Genomic DNA, 18,382 nt, shown 5'->3' with positions numbered 1-18,382 from the left:
TACATTTTCCTGTTTATAATTCCAAATTGTAGTCTCTTTTTTATGTTTTTTACATCGTTCTATAATCCCTTCTGAAAGCCACTTCTGCCTGATGCGCAAAAGCCGATTTCAGAAACAGTACAAGCAAAAGAAAAGCCCACAGCGACCACAATGTCATAAATGACACTGCCATCGCCGTGGGCACTTCTTTTATATGCTTGTACTAAAACGGTAAAACCGTTCTTACAGTCATTATTTCATCCATATACAAGTAGCCGAAAATGCCACTTCTACAGGACACGCCAAGCGTGGATCTGTTCTTGTGACCATTTTCGGCTACAATGTCCCGTGTCGTAAAACCAGTTTGCCTTCCATTGCAGACAAAGCAACGGCAGACAATCCCGTTTTACTACAATGTACCACCGGAGGAACACCAGTAACCGCAAGCCATGCACGCATGACAATGACGGTTACAGGACTTCCACACGGCGGTCGGAAAGCCAACTTTCCCCTTATTTGTAACACCGCCCTTAATCCATCCACATGGAGCTGCACGCCAATACATCTGTCCCTTTTCCTTTCCGCCTCTCTATGCGTATGCCTCTGTTTCCATGCCGCCATCCAGGACGGCATCAGGTGTCATTTTCGTTGCATGGGGCAAAGGTAAAGACGGGATTAGGAACTCAAATTTTTTGTCGAAAAATCTCCACGCCCTTTCAGGGGTAGTATTTTGTCTAAAAAATTTGCTAATCCTACTCCCTAACCTTTGAGAAGCCCCCGAAACGAAAACGACCAATGCGGTCGGAAGACGTCACAAGAAAACATCGGACATACAGAGAGGCGAAAAGAAAAAGAAACCGCCCACTCCAAATCCGAACAAGGTAATCAACAATCTAAAATCGGAAAATATGAGAATGATATTGAGTGACATCGGAAAGGTATTGTGGAAAGCATTATCCGCAGTAGTAACGACAACATCAAACATAGCCTTTTGTGCTGGCAGTTTGGTAGTAGGTATCATAGGAGAAATCCTATTCGGCATGTTGAGCATCATGTTCGGCATACTAATCTCCCTATTTTCAGTAATGGCGGCAATCGGCTTTTTCATTTGGTTATTAACTATTTAACAAATAAAGATATGGCAAGACGATACAGCAAGACAGCAGCGCAGCAATGCAGATTTTACGAGGTGGACAACATCTTTGAGTATATGGTGGAAACCTACATCAACGGCAACCATTCAACCCTAAGAAGGCTATACCACGAACTCAACAAGGAAGCGAGAAAGGACTTTATCGGTTTTCTTTTGGTGGAATGTCCTCCACAATACCACACGGAGATTTTACAAGAGATTGTCTGACCACATAAAGGAACGGATATGAACAGGACAACGGAAAAGATACCCACATGGAGTTTAGCCTACATCATCAATGGCGATGCAACCGCACTCACAGACGATGAAGTTCAGACAATAGACAGATGGATGAAGCAATGGCAAGTACAAGATGTTTCACCCCTCACAGATGAAGAAGGGAACGCACAGCCTTATTTCACCCATTACCCCCTTTTCGGACTTCCCACAGAAGTGGAAGATTGCGAGATACTTTATTTGAACGACAACCCGACTAAAATTTGAGATTATGAAAGGAACAGACCATTTCAAACGAACCATACAGATGTTTTTGGAGCAGAGAGCAGCGGAAGATGAACTATTCGCCAAAAGCTACCGCAACCCAGCCAAGAACATAGACGATTGTGTCACATACATTCTGAACTATGTGCAGAAAAGCGGTTGCAACGGCTTTTCAGACGGAGAGATATACGGACAAGCCATTCACTATTACGATGAAAACGAGATTGAAGTAGGCAAGCCTATACAATGTCAAGTAGTTGTAAACCATGTGGTGGAACTGACAGAAGAGGAAAAGCAGGAAGCAAGGAGAAAGGCGGTTGCCCAATATCAGCATATGGAACTCCAAAAGCTACAGAACCGCAACAAGCCGACAGCGAAAAAAGAAACACAAGTCCAACCCTCATTATTTGATTTTTGATATGAAACCGAGAACACGCATACAGAAAGAGGTAGTCCGTTTGTCAAGCGGACTGCCCGAACTGACAGACAAGCAGAAAGCATACGCTTTTGAACATTGCTTCAAGCATCATGCCTACCGCACAAAAGGCGGAACTATCACTTGTTCGGAATGTGGACATCGTTGGAAAGGCGGACACACTCTTGCGGAAACTATATGTGGCTGTAGCTGTCCCCATTGCGGAAAGGGACTTGAAATGCTTGATACCCGAAAGAGAGTTTTCAGGGACAGCGCATATTATGAAATCATTACGACCCGAAAAGGCTATCAAGTGTTGCGCTACTTTATGGTAGGAGCAACATACAAGGTGGGACAGAAGGCAGAGTATTCCATTCGGGAGGTGGTGCAATGGTGGATTGCCCCAAACGGAAAGACCGAAGTTATTGCCCGACTGAGAGCCATGCACACGATGTACTATGACCTTTGGACTGAATGGAGCGATATGGATTTGCGCAGCAACAAGATGCTGAAAGCATACAACATAGACGCATACAAGACTTATCCGGCAATGCGCATCATTCCCGAATTAAGGCGAAACGGCTTCAAGGGAGCATTCCACGAACTGACCCCATACGAATTTTTTACCGCCATTCTGACGGACAGCAAAAAGGAAACATTGCTTAAAGCGGGACAGACAGAAATGTTCAGATATGCCGTCATTTCAAATGTCAATTTGCATGAATATTGGAACTCCATAAAAATCTGTATCCGAAACGGCTATCATATTGCAGATGCCTCCATGTGGTGTGACCTTGTAAGACTGCTCCGACATTTCGGGAAAGACACCCACTGCCCAAAATATGTTTGTCCGACAGACTTGAAAAAGGCACATGACCGACTTGTCAGAAAACGTGAAGAACAGATTGAAAGGGAAAGAGCGGAGCAACGCAGGGAGCAGTTGGTCAAGGACGAAAAGAATTATCTGAAGTCCAAAGGCAAGTTTTTCGGACTTGTGTTTACCGACAACCTTATTCTTGTAAAGGTCATTGAGAGTGTAGCGGAAATGCAACTTGAAGGAAAACTGATGCACCATTGTGTGGGAAGCTATCACAAGAGGACAGACTCCCTTATCCTATCCGCAACCATTGACGGCAAACGCATTGAAACGGTGGAGGTTTCACTGACAACATTCAAGGTGGTACAGAGCAGAGGTGTATGCAATTCCAATACCGAATACCACGACCGCATCATCAGCCTTGTAGAGAGCAATGCCGAACTTATCCGCAAGCGGATGAGTGCTTGATTTATAGACTTCAAAATATACATGATATGGAAATAAAGATAGAAAACATACTGATATTATGGGACGAGAAAGTTACCGACATCTTTGTCAGTCTGATAAACACCTTGTCCTTGAGTTTCAGCGAAAAGGAAATCCGCAATTCAATGGCGAAACTTTCAGAAAACGAGAACTTCGGAAGGCTGTTCGCCTACGGCTTCGGAGCGCATCACCTTTGGGTAGCCCAAAGGATGATAACCGACCCCGAAAAGGTAATGGAGAACCGACTACTGATTGTTGAATTTTAATAAATGACTACCATGACAACAAGAATGACCATCAACGGAGTGAGTACCTGCCAGACGGCAGGTACTGAGAAGTACGAAAAGTACCAAACGACTATCAGACGGAAAAGAACAACCCTTTTCCAATATGACTACCGACACACGGACGGAGAACTTTTCTCTTGCGTGAGACCGACATTGGAGGAGTGCAGACACCTGCGTGACGAATGGATAAAAGGAAAGGAGGACAGATTATGACAGCATACTATGATACATTGATTGTGACATTCAGCGACCCTATTAGAATTTTGGATATGATGTGTACCGATACTTGTGATGTGGCAACACTAAAGGAGTGGATAGAAAGCTACGAAAGCACAAGAATGACCCCGATAAACGAACATACGGCAGTCATCACTTCCGAATACAACATGGTGCATGTGGTGGAATGGCTCAGAAAATATACCCCCATTGCCGAAATGAAAGAATACTAAAGGTGTGGCGGTACACAATACCGCCCGCACCCAAAACAGATAACCCAGAAAGAGCATGAAATACTATTTTATATTGACAGACAGCAGGGACACATGGATGCAGTTCGTTTACCTCCCTACGGGAGATTATGTGTCCGGCTATATCCGTGACTTGCAGAGTGTGGGAATATCCGTACATGACTATGACCTTTGGACGGAGGAAACACGCCCCATTGCCGAGCGCACATTGGAACATATAAGGCAAAGCATGAACGTATAAAAAATCGGGTGGCAAAAGCCACCCATTGACAATAACTTAAATTCATATACAGATGATAGCGAATACAATCTTACAGCAGTTGGGCGGTCATGGATTTACCGTCATGACGGGAAGCCGTAACTATATCAATTTGGGCAACGGACTACAAATGAGCCTTGCAAGAAACAAGACGTCAGCCAACAGACTGAAAATCATATTGGATGAAGACACGGATACATACACCATGTATTTCTATCGTCAGACACTGACGAAGTATGCGGACATCAAGGTCAAGGAGATAGCCAAATACGAGGGAGTGTACTTTGATATGCTCCAGCAGATTTTCACAGATGTAACGGGACTTTACACCCGACTTTAGGCAGAGGCGGCGAGAGCCGCCCTACTTTCTTTCGGTGAGCAGAAGGCGGACAAAGAAAGTAGCAAAGAAACCGCTGTTCCAATCTACGATGTTGTATAAAATAAAAAATATGACATTATGACATATTTTTGCGTCGTTAGATTTTGGGCACGCTGTTTGTATATTTATAATATAAACTAAAAATATATTTTATGGATTTTTTGAAAGATAACTCAGTATGGATAACTCCTCTTCTTGTTGCTATTGCCGGAGGTATTATTAGTGGTATTTTCTACCTGATTAAAAAAGGTGGAAAAAGTAATAAGCAGACAATTAAAAATGTTCATAATAGCACTATAAATCAGGTAAACGGCAATAACAATGAATTTCGGAAATGATCAGAAAATAGAGAGTGTTAATCAATCCACCATAGTACAAGCAAAAGGTGACATTAACTTTAATGGCATTACAGTTGAAACTGCTATGGAAATCTGCAAATATGTAGTAAAAGCAGAGTTGGCTGTTTATACTCAGGATGCAAGGGTCGAGGCCGAGAAAAGATTATCTGACATATCAGAAAAGACGATAGACCGAATAACTTCATTAAAGGAAGATTTATTACATCATTTCAAAGAACCTGCAATTCAGATGGCATTAAATGAGACATTTAAAAATTACATCGCATCCGGCAATGAAGAATTAGGTGAAAATCTTATAGATTTACTAATCGAACGCTTGAAAGTACAAGAAAGAACAACAGAGCAATCTATAATAGATGAGGCGAGAAACATAGTACCCAAACTATCTTCCAATACAGTTTCATTATTGGCAATAATGGTTTTTAGTAAACTGATATTCCCATACAATAAAAAACAATATGGTGACTTGTTATTGAAGTTGGCTCCGTTAGTGGAAAGATTGAAAAATATCAGTTCATTAGACATAGCCCACCTAAAGCAAGTCGGATGTGGCTATGGAATATCGGCATTTCACGTTGTAGAACCACTTGAAAAATATCTACTTTCTGATTATGATTTATTTTTTAGACATAACATTTCATTGAATGAATTAAATGAAATTTTTCAGAAGTATCCACAACTAATGAATGTTTCTCAGCTAACTAATTTACCATATATAATGGGGTTGTTTTCTATTGAAGGGCAATATGTGTCTTTTAATGTCACAAACACTAAGACTGTAACAGAAGCATTCAATAAAGCAAATAAAGACCAGTTAATCCCTCTGTTTGAAGATTTGAAAAATAAAGCAATTCCATTTACAGAAGATGAAGTTCGTAACTATCATATTCAAAAAGATGCTCGATGGCAATATGCATTTGACGTTTTCAGAAATAATCAAATAACAACTTTCCAATTAAACCCTGTTGGAGTGTATATCGGAATCAGGCAATTGACAAAAATATGCGAAATGTCTATACCAATGTCATTGTTCTACGCTTAGAGTAGAACAATGAGTAATTCACCTATTGGGGAATCAATAAGCACAATGGCAAACAAAGAAAGCAAAGAAACCATTACACTGTCTAAAGACTTCCACAGACAGAAGTCTTTTTCTTTTCACAGCTTACAAATTACGGTTCAGAGTAAGTGAAAGCGGATAGATATATTTGTTGTATGCTTTCAGTTTCTTCATATCCACACGGTTGTCCGAATACGGGTTGCTCTTCTCGTCGTAGAAAAAGATATCCGTTATGTTTTCCTTTCGGACAATACGCTCTCCGCACAGTGGAATATCCTCCACGTCAAAATCCTCCAGCGGAAGCGTTTCCAGTCTGCCGGGAAGATGGTTGCCAAGCTCGTTCATGTTGTAGTTGAAAAGAGCGAAGCCCTTGTGTTTGAAGTCAAGACGTATGCCATACGGACGCCCTGTCAGAAAGGCATCCGCTGCTTTTGCCATATAATTTTCCATGATTGTTTTTCAGTTTCAAAAAAAGTGATACAAAATTAGGTCTTTTCCCGGAGCAAAGCAAAACCTTTCCGGAAAATGACAAAGGGAGACTCCACCATTCGTGTGAAGCTCTCCCTTTGCGTTACTTCTCATACAGCAGCAAAAACTCCATTTTCCGTCGCCGCTCTATCGAGCGGATTTTCCGCCCCTTGTAGTGGCAGTAGGATATATACTCCTTATAGATGTCCCTGTCACCGGCTTCCAGCTTTTTCAGCAGACGGCTTTTCGGGTGTTTCCCATATCCGAGCAGAGTTCCGTGACCCACATTGTAGCTGAGTACGGTCAGGATCAGGGCATCTTTCCCATACTTGCTGAACAACCTGTAACGCTTCTCCAAATCCCTTATCAGCAGTTTTTCCGCTTCCGCCTCCGTCATATCATAGGACAGTTCCTCTCCCGGAAGTTTACAATGTCCGTAACCGTAGTACGGATAATCAGAACGGTCATGGAGTCCCTCGTATTTCTTAATCAGCTCGACGGCTAACCCGGCCTTCGCTTCATCTTTGAACGAGGCGGGTGTCCCAACCGTACCCGTATTCTGCGCCGGCAGGCTGGCGGAAAATGCAACCGCCAGCACCGCCGGGGCAAGCAGCCTTTTCATTACCCCCTTACTGATAGACACCTCCTTTCACCGTATTCAGCGTATCGTTTCCGGAGGGAGCCTCTTCCGCATCCGAATCGTTGTTGAAGTCCGTTTCCCATTCAAAAGAGTTCCCGAAATTATCCTCCACCGTAATGGTCAGGCTCTGTGACTCGTCACACTCCGATGTGTAGTACAGGCGGAACTTCTCGTTCTCCAGCAGGTAACGGTCGTTGGGCTGGAACACCAGCCCGTTGTCGAGCTTCAGCGTACCTTCGCCGTCAAACTGGAAATATCGGATGGTATAGACCGCCCCGTCAAACTCGCCCTCACGTACCAGTTCGCAGCGGATTTCCGCCGTTTCACCCTTTGCCAGCTCCTTCGGTACGGGCATCGTTTCCACCGTAAACGGATAAGCCTGCGTCACGTCCAGCCCATCATCGCAGGCCGTCATGCCGATAGAAAGCAGTCCGGCGCAGAAGACTGCCAGCATTTTTACTGTATTTACCTTTTCTCTTATTCCATCTTTAAGTCTGTTCATGTCCATAATCATTATAATTTTATTCCGTTGTTTTTTCCTTTCTTTTCGTTTTCCCGCCATGTCTGCCTTTCGGCAAGCGTCTTTTGCAGATAGTCGTTCAGGTCCTTGCAGCCGCCGTACAGTCCGGAGCAGTCCGTCACCTTTCCGCCGTACCGTGTACGCAGGGCTTCCAGCGTCCTCCGTCCGGCTTCATCATTGTCAAAGTGACATTGCAGCTTCCCGTAACCGTCCAGATGCCTGTATGCCTTCGTCAGGTTCGACACCGAGTTCAGCACGAGGTGGTCTTCACCGTTTCCAATTCCAAGCACACGTGCCGACAGATAGTCCATGAACCCCTCATACAGGTTGCAGCTTGCCGAACCGTAAGCCAGCAGTGTCACATCCTTGGGCGGCAGGCATCCCTTGAAGAAGCGGTTGCGTATCTCATAGCCGCCCCCTCCGTTACCGAATGCCACGGCAAAATACCGCTTCCCGTGTGTGGTGTAGTGTATCTCCCTGCATCCGCCGATGGCCACCCCCGACGATATGCCCCTTTCCTGCATGTAGCAGAGCAGCGCCCGGTTCTGGAGCGGCATCAGCTCCACGTTCTCGAAGGACGGCTCTACCGGCCGCCTCACTTCGCATGGGTGGTACACCTTCTTTTCCGGCAGCGGCATACCCGCCACTTCCGCCACATACCTTACCTGCGAGAGGAAATCCTCGCAATGGATGAACTCCCCGGCAAGGGCGAAGATATTGCCGCCCTTGCCCAGTCCGTAGTCATACCACAGGTTTCGCTCCATGTTCACCTTGAACGACGCCGTGCGTTCCTCCCTGTACGGAGCCTTGTACCACAGCGCGTTTGTCCTGCGCTGCACGGGCGAATGGCCCAGCCGTGCGAGGAACTCCTCAATCGGTATCCTCTTCATTCTGTCTATTTCCGTTTCCGTAGGCTCATACATCAGTTGATGATGAACTTTATACCTATCCCGTACTCCGTGCGGCACACGCCCGTACTGCCGCCCCATAGGAAACGCTCCCTTACCGAAGCCGTCAGTGCGATGAAGTCCGCAAGATACAGCTCCATGTCCAGTGTGGCGGCGCAGCCATAGACGAAGCCGTCCCTGTTGTTCAGCCTTGCCCCGTCATACAGCGTTCTTTCTCCCCAGTTTACCGTCTCGTATCCGGCAAGGGCTGACGCCCCCGCATAGAAGAACACCGTCTTTTTCACATCCGACAGGAAATTGTAGTAGAAACCGCCCTCCGCCGTGAACTGTGCCACGGGAACATTCACGCTCCTGTACGGATGATTGGTCTGCAGGTATTCCGCCCCGTACACCCATTTGTTGCCGCCCCTTGCATAGCTTGACAGTGCGGCTCCCAGCCAGTAGCCGTCCGCCCCGGTCATCCCGGCTTTCATCTCAATGCTCCGCATCTTCGGCAGGCATCGCTGGGCTTCCGCCCGTCCCATAAAAAGGACGGACAGAAGCATTGCTAAAAACACCGCCTTGCCTTTCATCGTACACGCAGTTCGTTGATGGTTTCAGCCTGTACCAGGTCTTCGTTCTCCACGGTGAACGTCTGGTGACGCCCGCCGTTCTTCTCATTCATTTCCACCACCAGCTGCTTGCCGTCGGGGATGGTGAACTTCTGCAGGCAGAACACCGTGCGCTCGGACTTTTTCCCGGCCACACGCACCGCATAGTTGTACGCGCGGAGCGGAAACAGCACCTGTTCCTGGATGGCGGTTCGTTTCGCCACCTTCTTGTCCACAATCTTGAACGTGATGTAGTCCACGTCAAACGGCACGTTGCTCTGGTTCTTTATCTCCGTGTGCAGGTACAGCAGGTCGTTGTGGACATATATCCCTTTCAGCAGATACTGGATGCCGAAACGCTTGCAGCCGATGTGCTTCACCTTGCGCTTGTTCTCCTTGTGCAGCGACTTCATGATGAGATGCACCAGCATGGGGCTTTCGCTTCCAAGTTCCTTCAGATAGATTTCCTGCGCGTTGTTCGGGCGGTTCACCGTGCTGCCGTCATGGATGAAGTCCTTCATCTCCACATTGAGCAGCAGCGGTTCGTCGGCGTATTTCACGTTGAACGAATAATAGGACCCGTCCTCCGTGATGACGCTCATGTTCGTCTCCGTGCGGAAGTTCCTTACCGTCGCCTTCACGCGGATGACGTTCTCCGCACCGTCAGCCTTGCCCGCTATAAGGTTGGGAGAACCCAAGTCCACATAGCGCACTGCCGAGGGAAACAGGATATGCACCGTCTTGTCATACGTGACCTCCAGACCGTGCGGCGGTATCATGCGGTCAAACATCAGTTTCCTGGTCAGTCCGTGATACAGGTCGCCGTTCTCCTCTGTCTGCGGATAGACGTCCTTTACCAGTTTCAGCTCCTCCGCCTTCGTGGTGGCGGTGCTGTCGTTTTTCACTTCCTGTGCGTGTCCTGCACAGACAATGCCCGTCATAAGGGCAAACATCATCATTACTTTTCTGATACTCATTTTTACGTTGGATTTAGTGGTTGATAAAATTTGAATGTTCTTTTTCCTTTCGTCTCTTGCTGTCTATTTTTCCTGATACAGCAGTACCCTGTATCCCGATTTCAGATGCATCCTTACCGTGCGCATCCTCTTCGATATATACTGCGAGACTCCCTGTATCACTCCCTTTCCCAGATCGGAGGCGAGCTGCGCCCCCGCATCGGTCGAGATGTTGATGCTGCTGCCGAGCGAACTGCCCATGTTCGCCCCGATTTCCTTTGCCGCGTCCGTTTCCATCGAGCCGGGCACAAAGATGCCCGCCTGTCCGTCGCTGTCGTACACCGCCAGTTCCACACCTACGATGGTTCCCTCATGCTCCAGCGAGCCGATGCCTATCTCCAGACGCTCACCCTGCAGGCGTGCCGTACCCACAAGGGTCGTGTTCCTTGGTATTGTCCGTCCAGACACCCGCATCGGCTCCAGCAGCCGCAGCCTTACCGTCTGTCCGTCCGTTACCGTCTGGTCGCCCTGCACGCAGGCTGCTATGGTGTTCTTTTCCGGTGCCTCCGTACTGCCGATGGCAGTGTGGAACCCGTAGTTCCTTTCGCCCCCGTAGTCCGCTATAAAGGCGGAATCTGTCAGGGGCTGCGGCAGGGCGGACACCGTTGACGGGCGCACGCCGCTCACTGGTTCAGCCTTCATTTTCTTTTCGCCGGCATTGCTTTCCGTCATTTCCGTCCCATCGGTCCGTGCGGTCTGCCCGGCATTGTTTCCTCCGTTCTGGTACTTCGCTGCCAGCTCGTACGACTTCTCCAGCAGGGCGACCTGTTCCTCCATCCTTGCGGGCTGTTTCTCCTGTTCCATGACCATGCGTTCCAGTTCGTCGATGCGCTGCCTGAGCTCCTTCTTCTCGGCATCCTCCTTCGGCGGCTCGTAGAACGTACCCAGCGAGGTGTTCAGCCGCTCGTTGGCGGCAGCCGAGGAGCGGATGCCTGTCTGTATTCCGCTTCCGCCCGTCTTCGGCGATGTCTCCGGTTGTGCCAGACGGCAGTCGTCCGTTCCGTCTGCCGTGTCCGTTCCTTCCGTCTTGTCGTCCCAGAATGCGGACAGGTCGCCCACCATGCCCCGGCGTTCCTTCTTCCTGTTCTCCAGCTGCTGCTGTTCGTATGCCTTCGCCTTGTCGCCGATGATTCCGGAGTTTTCCGGCAGGGGCATGTCCGTGTTGAATCCCAGTCCCTGCCGTTCCTTTCCGCCGTCCTTCTGCGAGGGGGCGAAGATGAGCCACATGCACCCCAGAAAGGTCAGCACCATCAGCGGATAGACCAGCATCTTCTTTCTCCGCTGGCGCTGTTCCTCTGTCAGCGGTCTTTTCTCTTTTGTCTCATTCCTTTTCTGTTCCTTTTCCATACATCCTGTTTTTATGATAATGTTCATACGCTTCCTGCAAATCCGCTTTTTGCGGCAGTTCCGGTTTCTTCATGTGCCGTATCTCCATCGTCCCGTTTCCTTTCCCGAAGCCGGCAATGGCGGTGGCGGTCATGTACAAACAGCCTGCGGCAAAGACGGCGGACATCACTGCCACCGTCGCCAGCCTTGCCTTCGGCGACAGTGCGTCCAGTCTCCTGTGCAGTTTTTCCCTGAGAACGGCAGCGCATTTTCCCGTCAGAATATTCATCTTTCCCATACGCCTATCTCTCCATGCTTCTGATGTCCCTGTTCTCCAGTATCGTGAATCCCTCTATGGTGAACCCGTTCGGATTGTCGTCCGAGCGGCTTGCGTTGAGCAGCCGGCAGGTCGTTACCAGCGTGCGCTCCGTCACGTTGCTTTCCCTGATGATCATCTGCCTTGCGTAGGTGCGTGCCTCATAGGGATAGTGGTCGAAGTTGCAGACCACGCTGTCCACCTGGAGCACCTGGTTGATGTTCCCCGCGATGATGCGGTTGTAGAATCCCTTTTCCGCAAAGTCGGCGTAGTAGTTGTACGCGCTTCTGTCCGCCAGCAGCAGCGCACGCTTCACGTTGTGCTCGATTGCGCTTTTCTCCGGCGAGAGGGTGAAGAACAGCTCGTGGAAGCGGCGCACATGCTCCCTCGCTTCCGCCGGACGGTTCTGCGACAGGTCCTGCGAGAGGGCGAGCATCAGGCTCTTTCCCCCGTCAAGTACGTATATCTTCTGCCTCTGCGCTTCGGCGAAGCGGAAGGCGCATACCACCGAGCAGAGGACGATGGCGGCACATACCGCCGTGTAGATGATTCCGAACAGACGTATCTGCCGGAAACTAGTTTCTATGTTATTCAGACTCTTGAACTCCATTCTTTCTGTTTTTTATGGTTTGTAAAATCATTTTCCGGTTCTCCGGCTGTTACCTTTTCAGCAGCCGTCCGGCCTGTTTTCTGATAAACTTGCCCGTGCGTCCCGCCACGTTTCCGGCTGCCGCACCTGCCAGACTGCCGCCAAGGGCGCCCGCAGTACCGATGTTCTTGTTGTAGCTGCCCACTCCGCCACCGGCCTGGATTATCCATCCGGCTACCGTCGGGATGGTGAAGTATCCCACGATGCCGATAACGAGGAACACGATGTACACCCCGTTGCTCGCCTCTACCGAGAAGTTCGGGTCTGCCTGCATCGCCTCGATGTCATTCTGGAGCATCAGTATCTGTATCTTCGCCAGTATCGTGCTGAACAGGTCGGAGACGGGCAGCCACAGGTAAATCTGTATGTAGCGGCTGAACCATGCCGAAAGCGTGGAGTGGAAGCCGTCCCATACCGAGAAGGCGAAGGCGACGGGTCCCAATATCGACAGCACCACCAGGAAGAACGTCCTGAGCGTGTCGATGACAAGGGCGGCAGCTGCGAACATCAGCTCCAGCAGTTCGCGGAACCAGTCACGCACGCTCTTCTTGATGTTGTACGCCGCACGGTCCATGTACATGCCCGTCATGGTGATCATGTCCGACGGCGACCAGCCCAGCTCGTCTATCTGGCGGTCGAACTCCTCGTCCGAGGCGAGATAGGCGGTCTCCGGGTTGCGCATCATCGCCTCGTATTCCAGCTTGTCTTTCTGTTCCCTGTACTTCTCCATGTCAAAGGTCTGTTCCTCCAGTATCGAGTGTGTCCCCTGTACGATTACTCCCAGTACGGAGTTCATCGTTCCCAGCACGATGGTCGGGAAGAAGAGGATGCACAGTCCGATGGCAAACGGCCGCAGCAGCGGGTACACGTCTATCGCCTCGGCACGGGCGAGCGACTGCCACACGCGCACCGCCACATAGAACAGGGCGCCCAGTCCGGCAAGCCCCTTTGCCACTCCTGCCATGTCCGAGCAGAGCGGCATCATCTCCTCATACAGCGAGAGGAGTATCTGGTGCAGGTTGTCAAACTCTCCCATAGGCTACCAGTATTTTTCGTTGGAGTTCCCGTAGAGTGCCATCACCCGGTCCATGTCGTTCTTCTTTCTCGCCCGCAGGTACGACACCGATATGGTCTTGTTCGTGTAGTAGCGCACGAGGTTGCGGTAGTTCATCAGGCTGCGGTAGGCATTGTCTATGATGGCGAGCCTTTCCGCATCCGTCAGTGACATGCCCGTCACGTTCACCACATTCTTCAGGTCCTGCAGCACGTCCGAGCTTTCGTCTATCAGCATCGCATAGCCCGACGAGATGGCGGCAAGCTCCTCCGGCGTGTAGTTCTCGTCCGAAAGCATCTTCTGGTAGTTGTCCACATAGATTTCCGATATTTCCATTACCAGAGAGATGCTTTTCGCCACCTTCGCGCCGCCCTTTACCACGTCGTGCACTGATTTCAGTGCGTCGTAATACGCCTTTCCCTGCTCGAACACCTTCTTCGTTTCCAGAAAGCCGTTCAGGGTGTTTGCCTTCGTCCCGGCTGTCTCCACCATCTCCTTGGCGGAGTTGATGATGCTCTGCGCAAGATTTCCGGGGTCGGACACCACCCATTGGGCATTTGCCCCGCCTGTCCCCGCAAGGCACAGGCAGACCGCAATCAGCGGTATTTTCAGTTTCTGTCTCATTCTCATTCTTTTTTGGGATTTAGTGGTTCGTTAAGTTGCTATTGCATATTCTCTTTCTCCTTTGTCTTTTCGCCGTCACCTGCATCCGTGTTCACCCGGACATAGTCACCGCCCGGCGAAAATGTCAGCACATCCGTCTCCTCGTTGTATGCCACGTCAATGCGGAACCCCGTGTTCATATACAGGTTGCCGTTCTCCTCCCTCTGCAGCAGATAGGTTTCCGGTCTCAGTACGCGGCGTACGCCCTTGCGTCTGAACAGTGTCACCTTATATGATTCTCCCTCCCTGTACACCAGTATGTCTGGACCGGCTTCCGCGTTTTCCCAGTTTCCGCAGATTCTGTCGCGGGTGTCGCCGTCTTCTTTTGCCATTATATCACAGGCTTGCAGCATCAGCGATGCCATGCCTATCAGACCGCCGCACAGCAGCAGCCTTTCGGTCTTTGTCAGTTTGATGTTCATTTTCTTGTCTTCTTTAAGTTTCGTTCTTTCATTTTTTTCAATCCTTTTTTCTTTTCGTCTTTTCCGTAGCCGGAGTCCGCCCGGTTTCCTTTTCCGTCAGAATCCCGGTCTTCTGCCTTTACGCCTGCACATGCGGTTTTCCCTTGCGCCATTCTCCGGTGCCTCCTTCTGTGCAGGTACCGACTGCCGTACTGCGGGCTTGCCGAACAGCTCGTCCGCATCCGGCTTCTTGCCCGTCATCCGGCAGAATCGGGCATCCAGTTCCCGGTATGCCTTTTCCACCTGCTTGAGCACCGTTTCGCGCGGTCCCTTGTGGTCAATGCCGTATTTGTTCAGGATTTCCGGCTTGTACCACATCGGGTCGTCATAGTCTTTCCGGTACACCATACCTCTCAGATAGAGCAGTTCCTGATATTTTTCTTCCAGATAGTCCCGTGCCGGAACGGGGCAGATGCTTTCGTAAGCCTTTTCCACCGCAAGAGTGATTTTTCCCTTGGCTCTTCCTGCCTCGCACAGTTCTTTCATACGCTGCTCCTTCCCATATCCCCTGCAGTCCGGTTCAGCAGGCATCCGGTGAACCTGTATTTCCAGTTTCTTGTACCGCTGGTAGTCTTCTTCCAGTCCGTATCGCCTTCTGATATGTTCCGGTAGCGAAGTCCCGAATGTCAGGAACTCACGGAACCATGAGATATGCTCCCGGATTTCCTCCCGTTTCCGCAGCGCTTCATCGCTGTATCGGTCATCAATGTACATGTTGTCAGTCTGTTGGTTCATAAATCATTTTTTATTTTTCATTTACTGTATATTTCCTGCCGGTTCACTGTCCCGTCCGTTCCTCCAGCCGTCGCTCCGCCACCTGACGGATGGCAGCTTCCATGTCGCCTCCCGGTTTCTCCGCCAGTTCGCGTACTTCCATCTTCTCCGTTTCCTCCGTCGTGTAGGCAAGGTACTCGTGCATCGACACCTCCGTGGCATACACCGCCGAGTGCGTGCCGCCAAGTCCGATCCAGACCTCCTTGTACCGCCTCGACGGGTCATTGGACTGGTTGATGGAGAGTATCTGCGACTTCTCCTTTTCCGTCAGACCCAGGAGCGACTGTATCTGGTCAAAGCGGTTCATGTATTTTCTCTGGTCAAGCAGTATCTTGCAGTCCGAGTTGTTGATGATGCTCTCCTTCACGATGGGCGAGCTGATGATGTCGTCCACCTCCTGCGTCACCACGATTGCCTCCCCGAAATACTTTCTCACCGTCTTGTACATATAGCGCAGGTAATCAGCCATGTTTGCCGAAGAAAGGGCTTTCCATGCCTCTTCCACAATCAGCTGTTTCCTTACGCCTTTCAGCCGGCGCATCTTGTTTATGAAAGCCTCCATGATGATAATCGTCACCACCGGGAAAAGCTCGGCGTTGTCCTTCACCGCATCAATTTCGAAGACCACGAACCGCTTGTGCAGCAGGTCGATGTTCTCCACCGAGTTGAGCAGGAAATCGTAGCGTCCGCCCCGGTAATACTGCCGGAGCGTGGTCAGCAGGTTGTCGATGTTGAAGTCCGACTTCTCCACCTTGATGTAGCGCTCCTCCATTTCCTTGCGGTACACGTCCCGCAGGTACTCGTAGAACGTGTTGAACGACGGCACGATGTTACTGTCCTGCTGGATTTTCAGGATATAGGCATTTACCGCACTTCCCAGCTCCGCCGATTCCGTTTTCGTGGCGGGTTCGTTCTCGCTTTTCCACAGCGTCAGCAGCAGCGTCTTGATGCTGTCCTTTTTCTCCACGTCGAACACCCCGTCATCCGTATAGAACGGGTTGAACGAGATGGGCTTCTCCTCCGTATAGGTGAAGTAGATGCCGTCCTTTCCGTGCGTGCGGCGGTGTATCATCTCGCACAGTCCCTGATAGGAGTTTCCCGTGTCCACCAGTACCACGTGCGTGCCCTGCTCGTAATACTGTCTGACCAAGTGGTTCATGAAGAACGACTTGCCGCTTCCGCTCGGTCCCAGCACGAACTTGTTGCGGTTGGTCGTGATGCCGCGCTTCATCGGCAGGTCGGATATGTCGATATGCAGCGGCTTGCCGCTGATACGGTCTGCCATGCGGATGCCGAAAGCCGAGGGCGAGTCCCGGTAGTTGGTCTCTCCGGCGAACAGGCATACCGCCTGCTCGACAAACGTGTGGAACGATTCCTCTGCCGGGAAGTCCGCCGCATTGCCCGGTATGCCCGCCCAGAACAGTGTCGGGCAGTCCGTCGTGTTGTGGCGGGGCACGCATCCCATCGAGGCCAGCTGGCTCCCCACGTCGTTCCTTATCCGTTTCAGCTCCTCCGTGTCGTCGCTCCACGCCATCACGTTGAAGTGGGCGCGGACTGACTTCAGCCCCTGTGAGTGGGCTTCGTTCAGATATTCCTCTATCCACTCGCAGTTGATGGCGTTCTGGCGGCTGTAGCGCGAGAGCGACTGCATGTTCCTTGCCGACTTCTCGAAGCGGCGCAGCTCCTCGTCGCTGTTGCCGACAAACACATACTGGTTGTAGATATGGTTGCAGGGAAGCAGCAGTCCCAGCGGGGCGGCAAACGACAGGCGGCAGTCCGAGCGGTCGGTCGAGAGCCGTTCGTAACGGCTGTCCGTGGCTACCGCAGCCGGCAGGTCTTCCGTGTCCGACAGCGTGTGCAGGCACAGGCGCTTGTCGCCGATGCGCATCTCCTCCGCGCTCATGGCTATGTCTTCCAGACACGCCGTATCATCCGTCGTCAGTGCCAGGTATCTGCCTATGATACCCGTTTCCTTTTCCGTTCCCGTAATCTCATCGTCCCTCAGGCGGCGCAGGCGGACGTGTCCCGAATCGTTCAGGATGCGGGCGAACTGTTCCACCGCCTCCATGAACTTCACCGCCGTCTCCCTGTCCTGTATCTCCTTCGGGATGATATGTCCGCGGCACAGCGTGCTCCAGTTGCTCTGCCGCCTCATGCGTTCCTTCGTCGTCTTGGTCAGGAACAGGTAGCTCCTGTGGCTCAGATACGGGCGCTCGTTGAAGTGCATCCCGTTGCTCCGTGCCAGGAAGCCCGTACCTTCCTTCTCCCAGTCGGGGCGGTACAGCTCCTTCATGTACCAGTCCTGCTTGTGCAGTACCGAGTGGTCGGGCAGTACCTTGATTGCCTTGCACCACGTGGCATGGATACTCTCGTATTCCTCCGCCGTTACGGTATAGACCTCCGGCAGCTCCACCTCGAAGGCTGCGGTGATGTCTGCATCCTTCGAGATGATGCACCCGTGTTCCACCGCCAGCAGCGGGAACCGGCTCTCCAGTGTGGTGGCTTTCATTACGTTTCTCATTCTTTCCTTCCTTTCCTTTTTCGTCTCAACAGATGGGACACCCGTCTGCGGTGGAGCAGGTAGCGCGGGCGCATCCGTGCAGCGCCCAGCTTCATCAGCCCGTGCTGGCCGTACTTCGCGTTCAGCCGGAACGTGAGCCACACCACGGCGGAAGCCGCCGTGACTCCCAGGCCGATGCAGACCCACTGGCTCACGCCCGCCATGTACAGGATGACAAACAGGAGGAAGGCGGCAAGCAGCCCGCCCGCAAACACGAACAGGTACTGCGCCTTCAGCCCCTTGAACTCCACCGGACGACCGATGCCCTTGTTTACCGGGTATTCAGCCATTGTCCT

General features: G+C 50.8%; 28 protein-coding genes. 11 read left to right on the top strand and 17 right to left on the bottom strand.

Annotation, left to right across the window (positions count from 1 at the left end):
- Positions 1–315: 315 nt before the first annotated feature.
- Positions 316–612, bottom strand: a complete 297-nt coding sequence (locus DW800_RS03120) for a hypothetical protein (RefSeq protein ID WP_119957798.1) — start codon at positions 610–612, stop codon at positions 316–318.
- A 178-nt stretch (positions 613–790) separates the two neighbouring features.
- Positions 791–1,087: a hypothetical protein gene (locus DW800_RS03115; RefSeq protein ID WP_119957797.1), complete on the bottom strand. Its 297-nt coding sequence runs from the start codon at positions 1,085–1,087 to the stop codon at positions 791–793.
- 30 nt (positions 1,088–1,117) lie between these two features.
- On the opposite strand from DW800_RS03115, the gene DW800_RS03110 reads away from it, so the two are divergent.
- The 11 genes from DW800_RS03110 to DW800_RS03060 all read left to right on the top strand — a co-directional run bounded on the left by DW800_RS03110 (position 1,118) and on the right by DW800_RS03060 (position 6,123).
- Positions 1,118–1,339, top strand: a complete 222-nt coding sequence (locus DW800_RS03110; RefSeq protein ID WP_005650250.1) for a hypothetical protein — start codon at positions 1,118–1,120, stop codon at positions 1,337–1,339.
- Between the two features lie 18 nt (positions 1,340–1,357).
- Complete coding sequence (locus tag DW800_RS03105; protein WP_005650248.1) at positions 1,358–1,615, top strand: DUF6926 domain-containing protein; 258 nt, start codon at positions 1,358–1,360, stop codon at positions 1,613–1,615.
- A gap of 4 nt (positions 1,616–1,619) precedes the next feature.
- Positions 1,620–2,030: a PcfK-like family protein gene (locus DW800_RS03100; RefSeq protein WP_119957796.1), complete on the top strand. Its 411-nt coding sequence runs from the start codon at positions 1,620–1,622 to the stop codon at positions 2,028–2,030.
- A gap of 1 nt (position 2,031) precedes the next feature.
- Positions 2,032–3,312 (top strand): PcfJ domain-containing protein, encoded by a 1,281-nt coding sequence (locus DW800_RS03095; RefSeq protein WP_119957795.1) that lies wholly within the window; start codon positions 2,032–2,034, stop codon positions 3,310–3,312.
- Positions 3,313–3,338: 26 nt separating this feature from the next.
- Positions 3,339–3,596 carry a hypothetical protein gene (locus tag DW800_RS03090; protein WP_022232584.1) on the top strand — a complete coding sequence of 86 codons (258 nt, stop codon included), beginning with the start codon at positions 3,339–3,341 and terminating at the stop codon, positions 3,594–3,596.
- Positions 3,597–3,608: 12 nt separating this feature from the next.
- A complete protein-coding gene (locus DW800_RS03085; RefSeq protein ID WP_072543831.1) occupies positions 3,609–3,830 on the top strand; it encodes a DUF3873 domain-containing protein in 222 nt (73 codons plus the stop codon).
- The gene (locus DW800_RS03080) at positions 3,827–4,066 is read left to right on the top strand and encodes a DUF6956 domain-containing protein (protein WP_005650234.1); all 240 of its coding nucleotides are present in this window, start codon (positions 3,827–3,829) and stop codon (positions 4,064–4,066) included. The genes DW800_RS03085 and DW800_RS03080 overlap by 4 nt, the downstream gene beginning before the upstream one ends.
- 55 nt (positions 4,067–4,121) lie before the next feature.
- Complete coding sequence (locus DW800_RS03075) at positions 4,122–4,325, top strand: hypothetical protein (protein WP_018709730.1); 204 nt, start codon at positions 4,122–4,124, stop codon at positions 4,323–4,325.
- A gap of 52 nt (positions 4,326–4,377) precedes the next feature.
- Entirely contained in the window at positions 4,378–4,683 is a 306-nt protein-coding gene (locus tag DW800_RS03070; RefSeq protein ID WP_005650230.1) for a hypothetical protein, read from the top strand.
- Positions 4,684–4,874: 191 nt separating this feature from the next.
- Positions 4,875–5,060: a hypothetical protein gene (locus DW800_RS03065; protein WP_119957794.1), complete on the top strand. Its 186-nt coding sequence runs from the start codon at positions 4,875–4,877 to the stop codon at positions 5,058–5,060.
- Positions 5,044–6,123 carry an LPO_1073/Vpar_1526 family protein gene (locus tag DW800_RS03060; RefSeq protein WP_119957793.1) on the top strand — a complete coding sequence of 360 codons (1,080 nt, stop codon included), beginning with the start codon at positions 5,044–5,046 and terminating at the stop codon, positions 6,121–6,123. Before DW800_RS03065 ends, DW800_RS03060 begins: the two co-directional genes overlap by 17 nt.
- A 123-nt stretch (positions 6,124–6,246) precedes the next feature.
- On the opposite strand, the gene DW800_RS03055 is transcribed toward DW800_RS03060, so the two are convergent.
- From DW800_RS03055 to DW800_RS02985, 15 genes are all read right to left on the bottom strand, one after another.
- Positions 6,247–6,591 carry a hypothetical protein gene (locus DW800_RS03055; RefSeq protein ID WP_119957792.1) on the bottom strand — a complete coding sequence of 115 codons (345 nt, stop codon included), beginning with the start codon at positions 6,589–6,591 and terminating at the stop codon, positions 6,247–6,249.
- Between the two features lie 121 nt (positions 6,592–6,712).
- Positions 6,713–7,231, bottom strand: a complete 519-nt coding sequence (locus DW800_RS03050) for a glycoside hydrolase family protein (RefSeq protein WP_119957791.1) — start codon at positions 7,229–7,231, stop codon at positions 6,713–6,715.
- A gap of 7 nt (positions 7,232–7,238) precedes the next feature.
- Positions 7,239–7,757: a DUF3872 domain-containing protein gene (locus DW800_RS03045; protein ID WP_119957833.1), complete on the bottom strand. Its 519-nt coding sequence runs from the start codon at positions 7,755–7,757 to the stop codon at positions 7,239–7,241.
- A 5-nt stretch (positions 7,758–7,762) separates the two neighbouring features.
- Positions 7,763–8,692: a toprim domain-containing protein gene (locus DW800_RS03040; RefSeq protein WP_119957790.1), complete on the bottom strand. Its 930-nt coding sequence runs from the start codon at positions 8,690–8,692 to the stop codon at positions 7,763–7,765.
- Entirely contained in the window at positions 8,692–9,249 is a 558-nt protein-coding gene (locus DW800_RS03035; RefSeq protein ID WP_119957789.1) for a conjugal transfer protein TraO, read from the bottom strand. Before DW800_RS03035 ends, DW800_RS03040 begins: the two co-directional genes overlap by 1 nt.
- Positions 9,246–10,244: a conjugative transposon protein TraN gene (traN, locus tag DW800_RS03030; RefSeq protein ID WP_239473400.1), complete on the bottom strand. Its 999-nt coding sequence runs from the start codon at positions 10,242–10,244 to the stop codon at positions 9,246–9,248. Before traN ends, DW800_RS03035 begins: the two co-directional genes overlap by 4 nt.
- Before the next feature lie 63 nt (positions 10,245–10,307).
- Positions 10,308–11,630, bottom strand: a complete 1,323-nt coding sequence (gene traM, locus DW800_RS03025) for a conjugative transposon protein TraM (RefSeq protein WP_119957788.1) — start codon at positions 11,628–11,630, stop codon at positions 10,308–10,310.
- Positions 11,605–11,907: a TraL conjugative transposon family protein gene (locus DW800_RS03020; RefSeq protein ID WP_182423792.1), complete on the bottom strand. Its 303-nt coding sequence runs from the start codon at positions 11,905–11,907 to the stop codon at positions 11,605–11,607. Before DW800_RS03020 ends, traM begins: the two co-directional genes overlap by 26 nt.
- Positions 11,908–11,911: 4 nt before the next feature.
- Positions 11,912–12,535: a conjugative transposon protein TraK gene (gene traK / locus DW800_RS03015; protein WP_118028105.1), complete on the bottom strand. Its 624-nt coding sequence runs from the start codon at positions 12,533–12,535 to the stop codon at positions 11,912–11,914.
- A 49-nt stretch (positions 12,536–12,584) separates the two neighbouring features.
- Positions 12,585–13,610, bottom strand: coding sequence for a conjugative transposon protein TraJ (traJ, locus tag DW800_RS03010; RefSeq protein ID WP_018709718.1), 1,026 nt, complete (start codon positions 13,608–13,610; stop codon positions 12,585–12,587).
- 3 nt (positions 13,611–13,613) lie between these two features.
- Positions 13,614–14,252, bottom strand: a complete 639-nt coding sequence (locus DW800_RS03005; protein WP_005650203.1) for a DUF4141 domain-containing protein — start codon at positions 14,250–14,252, stop codon at positions 13,614–13,616.
- Between the two features lie 38 nt (positions 14,253–14,290).
- Positions 14,291–14,713: a DUF3876 domain-containing protein gene (locus DW800_RS03000; protein ID WP_118233209.1), complete on the bottom strand. Its 423-nt coding sequence runs from the start codon at positions 14,711–14,713 to the stop codon at positions 14,291–14,293.
- 96 nt (positions 14,714–14,809) lie between these two features.
- Positions 14,810–15,487 (bottom strand): hypothetical protein, encoded by a 678-nt coding sequence (locus DW800_RS02995; protein ID WP_118233208.1) that lies wholly within the window; start codon positions 15,485–15,487, stop codon positions 14,810–14,812.
- A gap of 43 nt (positions 15,488–15,530) precedes the next feature.
- On the bottom strand, positions 15,531–18,047 hold the full coding sequence (locus DW800_RS02990) for a TraG family conjugative transposon ATPase (protein WP_119957787.1): 2,517 nt from the start codon (positions 18,045–18,047) through the stop codon (positions 15,531–15,533).
- The gene (locus tag DW800_RS02985; protein ID WP_018709714.1) at positions 18,044–18,376 is read right to left on the bottom strand and encodes a DUF4133 domain-containing protein; all 333 of its coding nucleotides are present in this window, start codon (positions 18,374–18,376) and stop codon (positions 18,044–18,046) included. The genes DW800_RS02990 and DW800_RS02985 overlap by 4 nt, the downstream gene beginning before the upstream one ends.
- Positions 18,377–18,382 lie beyond the last annotated feature (6 nt).

It is taken from the genome of Bacteroides sp. AM32-11AC (assembly GCF_003603515.1).
GTDB lineage: Bacteria > Bacteroidota > Bacteroidia > Bacteroidales > Bacteroidaceae > Bacteroides > Bacteroides uniformis.
This window is presented reverse-complemented; position numbering and strand designations above follow the sequence as displayed.